This window comes from Bermanella marisrubri, from assembly GCF_012295615.1.
In the GTDB taxonomy this organism is placed as follows: domain Bacteria; phylum Pseudomonadota; class Gammaproteobacteria; order Pseudomonadales; family Oceanobacteraceae; genus Bermanella; species Bermanella marisrubri.
This window is the reverse complement of sequence record NZ_CP051183.1, coordinates 1,142,278-1,155,794: the sequence shown is the minus strand read 5'-3', so window position 1 is coordinate 1,155,794 and position 13,517 is coordinate 1,142,278. Positions and strand designations below refer to the sequence as shown.

The following is a 13,517-nucleotide window of genomic DNA, read 5'->3' as shown; positions in this document are numbered from 1 at the left end:
TTCTAATCAGCACTCCAAAGGTGACACGCTCGCCATCAAATTGGGCCAAAGCCATCACGATAATTTTTTTATTTTCGCGAAATCGGTAAGCTTCTACCAAAATAAGAATAAAGTAGTAGAAATCGGCCACCATGGAACACGATGCGTATTTGACCACACCGCGATTTATTAATCGTGGTGAAACAGGGATTCCAATATCCAATGTAAAACCACTACTGAAGTTCGCGCAGGCGGATGGTATTGATACGCAATCACTGTTATTGGAATGTGGAATTCAGGCCACTGAGTTTTGCTATCAAGATCGCTCTATTTTGCTATCGCAATACCTAGATCTAATACAGCGTATTCGTTTGGAAATAACCGACCCATGCTATGCGCTTAAACTTGGAGAGCAATTCTTCATTAATCATGATGGGGTTTTGGCCTGCCGCATAATGGCCAGTAATACTGTCGCTGAAGCCATGACGCTGCTCTGTCGTTATCAGGTGTTGTTCACTCAGATGTTTCAATTCCAGTTCAGTATTCACAAAGGTGTGGGCGTTTTTGAAGTCGGCCCTTCTCAAGCCCTAACCAATACCAATGAGCACGCCATTCAGCACTTCATCGAATACATTTATGGCGCCATTTTTAATCTAGGCAAATTCTGTCTAGGAACGGATCAAATTGATCTTGATTTCGAATTCACAGTGAATAAAGGGGAGTACGCAAGGCCCTTCAAACACTATTTTGGTAATCAGGTAACGTTTGCTAAAAAGAATAATCGCGTTTTGATTCCGGAAAAGACACTCAATTCTAAAATCATCTATGCCAATGTAGAGGCCGCAGAATACCACGAAAAGTTGTGCAAGCGCTTTTTAATGAAATATGAATCCGATGAGCTCATTATCAAACAAGTAAAGCAAGTCATACGCTCAATGTCGTTTAATCAAATCACCCTTGAACGTCTGGCCAACAAGTTGCATTTAAGTCCACGATCATTACGTAGACACTTGAAGAACGTTGGCGTCAGCTACAAAGCCTTATTTGAGACTGAACGAAAGCGACAAGCCATTAAGCAAGTTCAGCTCGGCAATATTGCTCTAGACAAACTCGCTGAAGAACTTGGCTACCAAAATACTTCAAGTTTCAGTCGAGCGTTTAAACGCTGGTTTGGCTTATCTCCGCAACAGTATAAAGATAATCACCAAACACTTCCGCGTCATGAGGAGCTCTTTTAGTAATCAGTCCTTTATAGAGCGAATTACTTTTGATTTTGGCCACAAATGTAAGACTCTTGGCCTATATGGTTATGGCTCAAATAAGCGTTATGGAAAATACTGAATAACAAAATGGAACAGCTAGATCCCTCGCAGGACGCGACACAATAATAAAGATAACAATTAACTCGCAAACGCTAATCAGCGTGACAATGAGGGCCCGACATGAAACAACCGACTTTTGTTTCTATATACAAGCGAGTGCTTGGCATCCTTGCCATCGCAACGAGCTTGGTATTCGCAAACATGGCATCTTCCGAAAACTGCTACATCATGGTTCATGGCCATGGTACGCAAGGCAATTATAAAAACGGCACCGATCAACCTGCTTTAGACTATTGGCGAAGTTCTCATTTTGACAGATATGCCGGTGCTGATTTTTTTGCGCACTTACTAGGACCAAATGACAATTATGCCATTGTCGGTTACGACAGCACCGATGCCAGTGGTTATCCATATTGGCGAAACGAAACCGCCGGTGAAATTGCCCGTCAAATGGTCGCCATCAAACAAGGCAACGGAGATGGCTACATTCATGAACAGGCAGGCACACAATGCAACTCTAGCGATGACTTCTGGGTAGTAAGCCACAGCCAGGGAGCACAGCAAATGATATTCATGTCCGGCAATGCTATTACAGGCTCGCCGTACTTTAATATTGCATTCGATGCAAACGGGAACTCTGTTTCTGTTGACTACCAATCAGCGTTTGAAAATATTCACGGTATTTTCACCTTAGGTGGAGCCATTGGAGGTACGGAAGGTGCTGACCGTTTATGTAACGGCAATTGGTTAGACTCACTGATTAACGCAGCATTTTTGGGTAAAGACTGTAACCCTAGTGTTGAGTGGTTGCAGACCAATGATACATACCTAGCACGAAACATGATCGGTACCAATTTGGCCGCACCTGTGTATGTAATGGGAGGGTATAAAAGTTTTCCTGGTGTCGAAGGTGCCAGTGCCGGCTTGCTTACTGGTGAAGACGACGGCTACATTAATCTTGCTTCGCAAATGTCTTGTGCGGGCTCACCAAAGCGAAATCTCTGGGATGACTTGAACCAATATAAAACCTTCTTCGGCATTGCCTATGGCAGCCCTAAGTTCCGCTGCAATAACGCTAACAAAGGTACGCCGCGTACATACAACATGGCTAGTGTTTACACTGATCATGATTCTGAACGCAATGGCGGCATAAGCTATCCAGATTATACCAACATTGAAAATGGCATGAGCTGTGGCAATGGTAAAAATATGGCCGCACGTATCGCTACTTGTACCGAACTTTAATTAAACCTAGAAGTAATACCGCCTTTTAGTGATACCTGTGAACGAAGCTTTGGCTCACGTTAATACGCGCAGGTATCACTTTTTTATTTTGGTCGCTGTATATGAAAAAAATAATTCTGATTGCAATTATTCCTCTAATATTGGTCGTAATTGGCAGTCAATATAAAGTTGACATTAAGACAAGCAGCACGCATCCGGAGCCAAACAATAAACCGTCAATTTTATATAAATCAAAGCCAGACTCGTTAATTACAATCAATCACACATCTGGCACGTCAATAGAAGTGCCTATAATGAACGAAACATCGCGCGCACAATCACATTTAGAAACACTACACCATAAAACAGATCTTCAAAAACGTGTATTAGAAGAAGCAAAACGCTTTCAACAACACCTTGCGACCAACACGCCCATTACTACTGAACGGCAAGACCCAATCACACAGCGCTACGCAGTGGATGAGCGCACCACACTGAATCCAGATAAAAAAGTGGGCATGACTATCTGGAGCGACGCCAAGTATTATCTGAAATCAGATATCGTAAATGTCTACGCTAGGTTAATGAACAAAGACCAACAACCCCAAGTTACTACTTTCTCTGCAGTATTATTACAGGGTCAACAGAGAACAATTACTAAAATAGAACTGGCCGATAACGATCAAGATAAGTTGTATCAAGGTACCATTGATCTAGCCCAATATGACGTATCTCCAGGTATTTATAATGTACAAGTGGTTAATCATGAGTACCAAGTTATTGACGATATCAGCTTCACGCTTTCACAACCTGACATTGAAGTAACTGGCGAAGAGCAATCGTTTATTAATGACAACGGAAACTTGCAATGGGACATCGAAGTGAATGTCAGCGAAGTTGGTCGCTATTATATTCAAGGATCACTTTATAGCCTTACGAGGGTAGCAATCTCATCCAGTCAAAACTCTTTTGAACTGTCTACGGGAAAACAAAATGTTTCATTGATATTTGATGGTGGACTGATTCAGGAATCACAAGAGAACGGCCCCTATGTTATAAAAAAACTCAGCCTTGCCAAAGTAACCATGCCAATGCAAAGAGCGCCTTTACTGAAACCTGAATTCCAATCAGCATCGTATCGACTAGAAGAATTCAAATAATAAATCCCATAAAAAAGAGCCCGATGAAGTGAACACATCGGGCCCAAGGGTGCTATTTTTTATTTACGTTAATAACTAGCTTACTTTAATAAGGGGAAGTTGGGCTATAGAATTGAGTATTGCGTCCATCAATAGAAATCTCAATTTCATCACCATTATGCTGCAAAGTATTTAGGTTGATACTCTGACCAGACAATAGCTTCACACGGTTTACATTATTATAAATAACTGGAGATCCACACTGACCTTGCTGCAGATTGGAGCTTGTACCGTTATACAACACATAAATTTCATAGCTACCTACAACCGTGGCATTGCCATCGGCCTCAACAAATAACGAAGTACCCTCACTGGCTGCGATGACTTTATGATTGGTAGCCTGTCGCGCCAAGAATACCATTGAGCGTCCCATTCTATCGCGCTCGTAAAAATGGGTATCGGTAACTGTATTGGCTAATGCTGGAACAGAAAGCATTCCCTGAGAGAAATTCAAAGTTGAATGGCAGTAATTAGTAACGACCTCGCTAGAAACAGCACCGAGAATACCATCAGGGTCATACATTGTAGAACCCATAACTGCCATACCCGCAGACGTTCCACCGATGACACCACCTTTGTCGTATACATGTTGCAGTGCTGCTGAAAGCTTTGTATTTTCCCAAGCGTTTAAGTAAGCCGATTGATCACCGCCAGCCACAAAAACAAACTCTGCACTTTTAACTAACCATTCAACATAATCACTATTAGCAAGAGTACGTGAGTCGACAACCAAGGTGATCACTGAATCACTGGCCATTAAGCTAGCAAGGTAACTATTGTAACCATTGCTATCATCGGCACGTAACACTACGGTATCCATACTAGACCCAATATGATTAACAACGTTTTGAGAAAACGCGTTGTCAACATCTGAACCCCCACCCATCAATAATGAGGCACCATTACCCGCTATAAGGCCAGAAGGACATACATCATTAATATCACCCGTAACATACTCTGTTAAACCTGATGGTTTAGATGGAATAGCTCCATAACCACAACCATCGGTGCCACCTGTGTTACCGCCACCCGTATCACCACCAGAACCTTGAGGGAAATTGATGGTTAGGTCGTACCAGCCTGTCCCCGAATAGCGACTGACTTTTAAATAATATGTGCCCGCATTACTAACGCTGGTTGATCCTGTTTCTGGAATCTGACTCGTCGAACCACTTGCAATAGAGGATCCCGACGCAGGGTATAAATCCCAATCAAAGTCATCACGACTATCGTGATCCAAAGTCACTGAAATGGTTCCTGCTGACGTTACCTCGAAACTGAACCAATCCACATCACGACGATTACTGATGCTACCTTGCAATGTGGTTCCAGAACATATACCTGCAGTAGCATCGCGATCAGAATTATTGGAAGCAGTTTCTTCCGTGGTACACGCCATAGAAACGGTACTTGCCGCCAGAATCATTCCTGCCAAACTTATTTGTTTTAATTTTTTCATTTTGTTCTCCAAATTAAATTCAGCGGCTTTATCAGTTTTCATTTTTAGCCGTGAACCTAATCAGAGTAAAAAAGCAGTAGTTGTGCCAACGTAGCGATTTTTCTTGGACACAATAATTTAGAATTTTTTTCGGTTTAATAAAATTTCATGAAACTTTATTTTGTATCAAGTAAGGCTAACAAACTCTCGAAAATACATATGCACTATCTACACACATAAGAATTTAATCCGTTACAATTTGATGCAAATAAAACTTCATATTTTCGTCATAATGATTCAAAAAATGTCTGATTTTACGACTTTATAGATTAATTTTATCCTCCAAATAGCGGCACCTAACAAGACTATCTATCACAGGCGGTCAACTCGACCTCCTACATGCCCTCTTGCAAATCTCTCTTTTCGCCTTTATATTAGGTAATACTAATTTAGACATTTCGAATAAATATACCTTATGCTGAGCTAGACTCAAGTATAGGGTGGTAAAGGGTAGGATTTATGAAAACACTTCCTCGTATAGCCGTTACTTTGGCTGCCGTTTTAAGCAGTTTCACGAGTATTGGCCAAGATTATCAGGTAACGCTGGATAACTACCGAAACTGGTATAGCTTGGAAGCACGTATAGAGGCCGTTAACGAGGCTACTGTCAGCGCACAAACCAGTGGTCGCATTCAGAGCATTGCCTTCGACGTCAATGATTACGTTGAGCAAGGCACGATCATCATCGAACTACGCAACAAGCAGCAAAAGGCAGCCTTCGAACAGGCGCAAGCTGGATTATTACAGGCTCAAGCCGCTAATGACGACGCTAAAGCCCTGCTTAAACGCAGTGAACCCCTGCATGAGCAAGGTTCCATTAGCCAAGGGGAGTTCGACTCAATTAAAGCCAGAGCTGCCGCCGCTAGTGCGCAAGTCAAAGCCGCACGAGCACAACTGGAGCAAGCCAAAGAACAGCTAAGCTACACACAAATCAGAGCCCCCTACTCTGGTATCGTGAAGACCCGTCATGTTGAGGTAGGCGAAGCTGTGAATCCTGGCATGCCACTGATGACAGGGCTTTCTCTCGCTAAACTACGTGCCGTTGCCGATATCCCACAGCGTTTTTCGCCTCACTTGAGCGAGCAGAAAGATTTTAAAGTGGCATACCAACACAATTCAGAAGAAGCGCTACTCGATGCAGAAAAGGTGACCGTATTCCCTTATGCGGATCCAAATAGCCATAGTTTTCGCGTCCGTGTGGAGGTCAATAGTGAAGGCTCCCATCTATTCCCAGGGATGTGGGTCAAGCTTAAGGTCCCAATGGGTGAGAAACAAAGCCTACGTATTCCCGAACGCGCACTGATGCAAAAAGGTGACTTAAACAGTGTCTATGTAAAATTGGATAGCGGCTATATTTTACGTCAAGTACGCATTGGCCATCGCTATGGTGATCAGATCGAAGTGCTATCCGGATTGCGAGATGGTGAAACCATTTCTCTTAAGCCTTATGCCGTGATGGCGAATAAGGAGCTTTAACATGGGAATCAGTGGTCGCATTGCACAAACATTTCAAAATAACGCTATTACACCATTGCTGGCTTTGTTTGGTTTGCTACTGGGTTTCTTTGCTATTGCCGTCACACCAAAAGAAGAAGAACCGCAAATCGATGTCACCTTTGCCAACGTCTTCATTGCTTATCCAGGTGCCAGTGCAAAAGAAGTAGAAAGCTTAATCAGTACGCCCGCGGAGCAAGTGCTGAGTGAAATTCCGGGGGTGGATGAAATCTACAGTGTTTCGCGCTCTGGCATGTCGGTATTAACCGTCGCATTTGAAGTGGGTCTCGAACGAGAAACCGCTATCCTAAACTTATACAACCAAGTATATAGTCACGCCGATTGGCTACCGCAAAACCTAGGTGCAAGCCAGCCCCTCATTAAACCCATGGGGATTGATGATGTGCCCATTATGTCGCTGACGCTGCATAGTGACGATAAAACCGTATCGCAACGAGAGCTAACTGATCTTGCCCACTTGCTTGAAGTGGAACTCAAACGCATTCCCGGCACCCGGGATATATATACACAGGGACAACATCATGATGTTGTCAGTGTTCGTCTTGATCCTGTGCGTCTTAACGCTTATGGCATTACTTATGACGATGTAAGCAATACCCTACGCTCAAGTAATGCTGCGAGTCCGGCGCGCAACATTGCAAAAAATAATGAGCTAATTCAAATTCAAGCGGGTAATTTTCTAAGTGAACCCAGAGAAGTTGAAGAGCTCGTTGTCGGCATGAGTCAAAACGGCTCACCAATTTACTTAGCAGATGTTGCGAATATCGAACTTGGCATAGACACACCCGATGCACAGGTTTTTCACTTTAGTGAATCCCAAAAGCAAAGCCGTGCGGCCATGACCATTGCCATTGCCAAACAGCCAGGCACCAACGCGTTTGATATTACTCAAGCAATAGAAAAGCGCCTTGCTCAATTAAAAGGTGTCAGTATTCCTGACAATATCCATGTGGATGTCACCCGTAATTATGGCGATACCGCAAAAGCAAAAAGTGATCAGTTAATCGCTAAGTTATTATTTGCTACCGCTGCCGTGGTGCTGTTGGTATTGGCCACCATGAGCTGGCGTGAAGCCGTTATCGTCGGCGGTGCTATTTTTATCACGCTCGCGATTACCTTATTCGCAAGCTGGGCGTGGGGCTTTACCTTAAACCGTATTTCTCTATTCGCACTGATTTTTAGTATTGGTATCTTGGTGGACGATGCCATTGTGGTGGTGGAAAACATTCATCGTCATTTACATATGGGCGGTAAAAAAATTCTTGAAGCCATTCCACTGGCAGTGGATGAAGTCGGTGGGCCAACCATTCTTGCGACGTTTACCGTGATTGCTGCGCTCATGCCCATGGCATTTGTCTCTGGTTTAATGGGCCCATACATGAGCCCAATCCCGATCAATGCGAGCACGGGTATGTTAATCTCGTTAGTGATTGCCTTTGTGGTCACACCCTGGTTAAGCTACAAGCTATTAAAAAACCAAGACTTCGCCTCACACTCTGCTGATCATGATAAGGAGGATGAGCAGAGCAATAAAATTTACGATATTTTCAATCGTATTATGCGCCCATTGATCCAAGGGGAGAAAGCTGAGAAGAATCGTTTAAAAATGCTGGGGTTCGTCATCGGTTTAATACTGTTAGCCGTGACTCTACCTGTGATGAAACTGGTGGTACTAAAAATGCTGCCATTTGATAACAAGTCCGAATTCCAAGTCATCGTCGATATGCCCGAAGGTACCCCCATGGAAGAGACACTTGCTGTCTTGGAAGAGTTGGGCACCGAGCTGCAAAATGAATCCACCGTAAAAGACTATCAGGTTTATGCCGGTGTGAACGCTCCCATCAACTTTAATGGTTTAGTGCGTCAGTATTACCTGCGCAATGAACCGCATATGGGCGACATTCAAGTAAACCTTGTGGGCAAAGACGATCGCGATGAGCAAAGTCATGACATTGCTTTGCGTGTACGTCCTAAATTGCAAGCCATTGGTGCGCGCTACGACGCCAATGTCAAAGTAGTCGAAGTACCGCCCGGACCACCTGTAATGGCACCGATCGTGGCCGAGGTCTATGGTGCAAACTACGAGCAACAGCTGCAAACAGCCAAGCAATTGCGTAGTGTATTTGAATCCACCGTAGATATTATCGATGTGGACGATAGCATCGAAGCGGCGCAAGCAAAAACCTTAATTCGCATTGATCGACAAAAAGCGGCCCAGCAAGCAGTTCCTTATGGGTCTATTGTTGAGGTTTTGGACGCGGCATTGGCCGGCCATGATGTGAGCTACCTGCACAGTGAGCAAAAGAAATACGCCACACCGATTCGTATTGAGTTCGAAGAAGCCGACAAAGCCGACTGGCAGGCTTTATTGCAAACCCCAGTGCGCAATATGAAAGGCGAATTGATTCCTATATCGGAACTGGTGTATTTGGAACAATCCAGTATTGATCAAACCATTTATCACAAAAACCTTTTGCCAGTGGTCTTTGTCAACGCGGATATGGCCGGTGAATTAGATAGCCCTCTTTATGGCCTTTTCGATATGTCGTTCCAATTGGATGACAATGGTGAGCAAGATGAATTTTCACCTAAACAATATTTCATTAGCCAGCCAGAAGTGAGCCATGAACCTTCTATTAAGTGGGACGGTGAATGGCAAATTACCTATGAAACTTTTCGTGACATGGGCATTGCCTATGGCGTAGGCATGATTTTAATTTACTTGCTGGTAGTCGCTCAGTTTAAGAGCTACTTGGTGCCATTAATCATCATGGCCCCTATTCCACTCACTATTATTGGTGTCATGCCAGGTCATGCGTTATTGGGTGCTCAGTTCACGGCGACCAGTATGATCGGCATGATCGCTCTGGCAGGCATTATTGTGCGAAACTCCATTCTCCTAGTGGATTTCATTAATCAAGAACTGGATAAAGGAACCGACTTGGTGGAGGCCGCCATTCAAAGTGCCGCGGTGCGAACCAAGCCCATTCTATTAACGGGCATCGCGGCCATGACGGGTGCATTCTTCATTCTCACGGACCCGATATTCAATGGTCTGGCTATTAGCCTTATATTCGGCATTTTAATTAGCACCATCTTCACACTAGTACTGATTCCGATGCTGTATTATGTCTATCTGCGTAAACGTGTTTAGTTATCAATATAAATCTGTGAACAAATCAGAAGGAGGCGAATCATCGCCTCCTTTTCTTTTGGGTATAAGCACTGTTATTTATACAGCTGCTCATTCTAAAACTGTCACAATACACCTGATTGCCAACTCTGAAATCTGTCTATACTGATTAATGCAGGGCTGATGAAAGCCTGTAACAGGAGCTGTGATCATGATGTTTGCGCTACATACCCTATTTGCTCGTTATTATGCTTGGCAAGTTAAAAAGCAGTACCGCGCACGTCATTTTCAAGAGTGTCTGCGTTGCATTCAGCATCTAGAGTACTGGGATTGCCGCTATACGCAGCAACCACTTTATACTGGCTACCGCGCCATGTGTCACTATCAAACCGAGCAATGGGAAAATATAACGGCTGAAATTGAGCAAGCTTTGTTTGTTCTTCGTCGTTCTGCTCAAGAAGACAAGCAGTGTTTTTTATTGTGGCAAGAATTAAAAAGCCATCTAGCAGACTTACGCTACATTGAACGCCACCAATCAAACCTACGCAAAGTGGAAGGCCTTTAAAGTGCCTTTGCTTAACCTTTTAAAATAGGCCAATGGTCAATCAGTTGGCCTTTCCGATAGACCAATAAATCCCCAAACTGCAGCATCACTGATTCACTTTGCGTTGGTCGCAAGAACACATAATCATCCTGTTTGAGTTGCACGCTATCACTGCCATTAAGCATTTCTTGATTAGTGGAGCGTCCATATACTGGGTTGAGTTTGAGCCCCTTAGGTGACTCTGGCTTTGCCTTCCAATAACCGCCATAAATGAAAAAAGCTTGCTTTAAATTTGGGTCCCAGCTACTGAGTAGCTCCCCCATAAAATCAATTCCCGGAATCTCGGCTTGATCTAACTGCTTTATGACAGGGCTAGCGATATAACAGGCAGGCTCATGGTCTTGTAAACTAGCTAAATCAAAATCCGTTGGTTTCACCAAGCACGAACCAGCGCTTAACTCATTCATGGGCCATTGCCCTTGATTGTAGTATTGATAAGTAGGACTACCACCAGCGTTTAGCGTTAGATGTTGAATGCTTCGCTTTAAATGCTGTTCTGTTAATTGCACATAATGCTGATACTCAGCCATGGCTTTGTCGCGATGATCTAACACGTCACCTGGCACCTTTCCGATGTGGGGCTCGTAACCCATAAAACCAGAAAAATTTAATGTATCGCTGGTTTCGATCATATCTAGCATACTGATTAAATCGCTATCACGGGTTATCCCCCCACGGTGTAAACCCACATCCAGTTCGATATTGATTGCCATGGACAGTTTGTTACTCTCCGCAAATTCGCGGTATTGCTCTAAACGCTGAGGCGAATCCACTAGCCACTGAATTTGCTGTGCGGCCACAAAATCATTATGAATACCATCTTGATAAAAACGTTCTACAGCCTGTATCGGCATAGGCTTGCCCATCAAGATGTCCGCGTCAGGCAATCGCTTAGCAACCTGGCTTAAAAAGGGTTGGTGAAAGAGCATTAAGCGATTGGTATCCGCCGCTTTCATCACCACCTGTAATAACTCAATCGAAGGCAAGGACTTCGCCACTATTCGATAGTCAAAACGAGGTTTAATATGACCTGTTAACGTTTTCACGTTTTGCAATAACTGATCATAATCCACCAGCATTCGCGGTGTGCCAATACTCTGTTCTTTTAAAGCTTTAGATATCTCTTGAAAATAGGGTGAATGTCCGCCCTCTCCGTTATCCGAGGGTTTTATAAATGGCAAAGCAACTGCAGCAGCGGTACCAGACGATAGCAGCATAAACTGGCGTCGAGAAAGTTTCATTTTGGTTTCCCATTAAGCCGTAAACAAGGACTTTAAATACCGATTCATAAACTTTCCATTTGGGTCTAACGAACGGCGAACCTCTTTAAAATCATTCCAATGTTCGTAATGCTTGGCGAAATCTTGAGCTTCCATGGTATTAAATTTCCCCCAATGAGGGCGACCATGATATTTTCGGAAGATCGGCTCAACTGCTTTAAATAACGGTAAGTGATCCTCTTGGAAAAAACGATGCACTGCAATTGAAGCAGTCTCACGACCATTAAACGGACTTAGCCAAGCATCATCCTGTTTCACATAACGAACTTCAAATGGAAAGAAAACACGAGGAAATTGCGTCTCGACCAGCTTACGAATTTCTTCAAACGCCGGAACAAGGTTTTCGCGTGGCAAGTGATATTCCATTTCATTAAAACGCACATTACGCTCACTGGCATAGTTCTGCCAACTGGCCGCTACCGTGACTTCATCAGGCAAGGTTTTAATATACGTACCTAATACTAACTCTCGTAACGTAGAGCTCCAGCTCAATAAATCCCGAGCGGTTTTCAAATCATTTGCGCCATCATTTTGATCGATTTTTTCCGTCACCGACACTGGCTCTTCCGTCACGTTTTGCACGTCAATGAACCCCATTCCAGTGAATGGAATGTAATAGAACTCATAATTGCGGTTATTCGAGGCTAACTGTTCGGTATTTGCCAAGATGTCTTCAATGGACATCCAAGAAGTCTCGCGTTTTAAACGATAAGGCTTTTGATTTTGTAAAGTCACTTGGGTGACGATACCTAAACTACCAAGACCAACTTTAGCAGCCTGAAATACGTCAGCGTTTTTTGTAGACGAACACTCCAACGTTTCTCCAGTTGAAGTGACCAATTGCATAGATGTTATAAAACTCGATAAACATCCTAATGACTCACCGGTACCGTGTGTAGCGGTTGCTAAAGAGCCTGCAAGTGTCTGTTCATCAATATCAGGCATGTTTTGTAGCGCTTGATTTTCTGCTGCTAAAGGCTCGCCTATGTCACCTAAACGCGTACCAGCCCAAATAGTCGCCGTTGTATTCGCTTGATCAACACTGACGATGCCGTTCAAACGGCTAAGCGTAATCATAGTATCATTAGTTGGCACCAACGGACTGAAACTATGGCCTGCTCCTACTGCTCTAATATTTCCTCGAGTAGCTTGGATAATTTGACTTAATTCGGCCACAGATGTCGGCGCCAAACGATTTTCTGGATAACAAACTTGTGATCCTGACCAATTCCTCCAAGGCAGTGGTTTTGCATGGGCTTGCTGCGTAACAGGTAACGCCATTGCTGATCCCGCTAGAACCAAGTTTTGCAAGAATGAACGCCTTTTCATTACTCTGCTACTCCCATTGGCTGCGCCATAAAATCAATGAGTGCCACAAAGTCTTGTTCTTGGCACTCCATACACAAGCCAAACGGTGGCATACCACCTTTACCATTAATAATGTTTTGCAATAGTAGGTCTTTTCCGTATTGATTAAGCAAGTCATGCCAAGTGGAGGTATCACCGGTAAGTGGAGCCCCCGTGTCCTTTAATGTATGACAGTTTTTGCAGCTAGACTGATAAATTTGCTTCAAGTGAGGATCTTGAGGGCTATATTGCTTTGCTTGTTGTGCTAATAAAGAGCGGTCGGGATGTGAATCACACGCAGCAATGAATAGCGCTATAGCGATAAAAGTAAATATATTGGTATGCATGGCCATTTTCTTTTTTATTTTCTTTTTTTATTGTTATCTTTGTTAGCGCATGAACCAACAAAGGTCATC

The 13,517-nt window shown here is 43.6% G+C and carries 10 protein-coding genes; 6 read left to right on the top strand and 4 right to left on the bottom strand.

The window, feature by feature from the left end:
- Positions 1-131 precede the first annotated feature (131 nt).
- From HF888_RS05290 to HF888_RS05280, 3 genes are all read left to right on the top strand, one after another.
- Positions 132-1,217 (top strand): AraC family transcriptional regulator, encoded by a 1,086-nt coding sequence (locus tag HF888_RS05290; RefSeq protein ID WP_007016295.1) that lies wholly within the window; start codon positions 132-134, stop codon positions 1,215-1,217.
- 204 nt (positions 1,218-1,421) lie between these two features.
- The gene (locus HF888_RS05285; protein WP_007016294.1) at positions 1,422-2,546 is read left to right on the top strand and encodes a hypothetical protein; all 1,125 of its coding nucleotides are present in this window, start codon (positions 1,422-1,424) and stop codon (positions 2,544-2,546) included.
- A 293-nt stretch (positions 2,547-2,839) separates the two neighbouring features.
- Complete coding sequence (locus HF888_RS05280; protein ID WP_133308403.1) at positions 2,840-3,685, top strand: DUF4785 family immunoglobulin-like domain-containing protein; 846 nt, start codon at positions 2,840-2,842, stop codon at positions 3,683-3,685.
- An 85-nt stretch (positions 3,686-3,770) separates the two neighbouring features.
- Here HF888_RS05280 and HF888_RS05275 read toward each other — a convergent pair whose 3' ends face one another.
- Complete coding sequence (locus tag HF888_RS05275) at positions 3,771-5,183, bottom strand: Type 1 glutamine amidotransferase-like domain-containing protein (RefSeq protein WP_040297376.1); 1,413 nt, start codon at positions 5,181-5,183, stop codon at positions 3,771-3,773.
- 498 nt (positions 5,184-5,681) lie between these two features.
- On the opposite strand from HF888_RS05275, the gene HF888_RS05270 reads away from it, so the two are divergent.
- The 3 genes from HF888_RS05270 (at position 5,682) to HF888_RS05260 (ending at position 10,435) form a co-directional block, all read left to right on the top strand.
- Complete coding sequence (locus HF888_RS05270) at positions 5,682-6,698, top strand: efflux RND transporter periplasmic adaptor subunit (RefSeq protein WP_007016291.1); 1,017 nt, start codon at positions 5,682-5,684, stop codon at positions 6,696-6,698.
- A 1-nt stretch (position 6,699) separates the two neighbouring features.
- A complete protein-coding gene (locus HF888_RS05265; protein WP_007016290.1) occupies positions 6,700-9,891 on the top strand; it encodes an efflux RND transporter permease subunit in 3,192 nt (1,063 codons plus the stop codon).
- Between the two features lie 190 nt (positions 9,892-10,081).
- Positions 10,082-10,435, top strand: a complete 354-nt coding sequence (locus HF888_RS05260) for a hypothetical protein (RefSeq protein WP_007016289.1) — start codon at positions 10,082-10,084, stop codon at positions 10,433-10,435.
- 11 nt (positions 10,436-10,446) lie between these two features.
- Here HF888_RS05260 and HF888_RS05255 read toward each other — a convergent pair whose 3' ends face one another.
- Genes HF888_RS05255 through HF888_RS05245 form a run of 3 tightly spaced genes read right to left on the bottom strand, consistent with a single transcriptional unit; the run spans position 10,447 to position 13,448 of the window.
- On the bottom strand, positions 10,447-11,715 hold the full coding sequence (locus HF888_RS05255; RefSeq protein ID WP_007016288.1) for a DSD1 family PLP-dependent enzyme: 1,269 nt from the start codon (positions 11,713-11,715) through the stop codon (positions 10,447-10,449).
- A 12-nt stretch (positions 11,716-11,727) separates the two neighbouring features.
- Positions 11,728-13,083, bottom strand: a complete 1,356-nt coding sequence (locus HF888_RS05250; RefSeq protein ID WP_007016287.1) for a D-arabinono-1,4-lactone oxidase — start codon at positions 13,081-13,083, stop codon at positions 11,728-11,730.
- The gene (locus HF888_RS05245) at positions 13,083-13,448 is read right to left on the bottom strand and encodes a c-type cytochrome (RefSeq protein WP_243469353.1); all 366 of its coding nucleotides are present in this window, start codon (positions 13,446-13,448) and stop codon (positions 13,083-13,085) included. The genes HF888_RS05250 and HF888_RS05245 overlap by 1 nt, the downstream gene beginning before the upstream one ends.
- Positions 13,449-13,517 lie beyond the last annotated feature (69 nt).

What these genes read in the sequence shown, in the direction of transcription:
- HF888_RS05290 (WP_007016295.1), top strand. Translation starts at nt 132, where the DNA reads ATGGAACACGATGCGTATTTGACCACACCGCGATTTATTAATCGTGGT.
- HF888_RS05285 (WP_007016294.1), top strand. Translation starts at nt 1,422, where the DNA reads ATGAAACAACCGACTTTTGTTTCTATATACAAGCGAGTGCTTGGCATC.
- HF888_RS05280 (WP_133308403.1), top strand. Translation starts at nt 2,840, where the DNA reads ATGAACGAAACATCGCGCGCACAATCACATTTAGAAACACTACACCAT.
- HF888_RS05275 (WP_040297376.1), bottom strand. Translation starts at nt 5,183, where the DNA reads ATGAAAAAATTAAAACAAATAAGTTTGGCAGGAATGATTCTGGCGGCA.
- HF888_RS05270 (WP_007016291.1), top strand. Translation starts at nt 5,682, where the DNA reads ATGAAAACACTTCCTCGTATAGCCGTTACTTTGGCTGCCGTTTTAAGC.
- HF888_RS05265 (WP_007016290.1), top strand. Translation starts at nt 6,700, where the DNA reads ATGGGAATCAGTGGTCGCATTGCACAAACATTTCAAAATAACGCTATT.
- HF888_RS05260 (WP_007016289.1), top strand. Translation starts at nt 10,082, where the DNA reads ATGATGTTTGCGCTACATACCCTATTTGCTCGTTATTATGCTTGGCAA.
- HF888_RS05255 (WP_007016288.1), bottom strand. Translation starts at nt 11,715, where the DNA reads ATGAAACTTTCTCGACGCCAGTTTATGCTGCTATCGTCTGGTACCGCT.
- HF888_RS05250 (WP_007016287.1), bottom strand. Translation starts at nt 13,083, where the DNA reads ATGAAAAGGCGTTCATTCTTGCAAAACTTGGTTCTAGCGGGATCAGCA.
- HF888_RS05245 (WP_243469353.1), bottom strand. Translation starts at nt 13,448, where the DNA reads ATGCATACCAATATATTTACTTTTATCGCTATAGCGCTATTCATTGCT.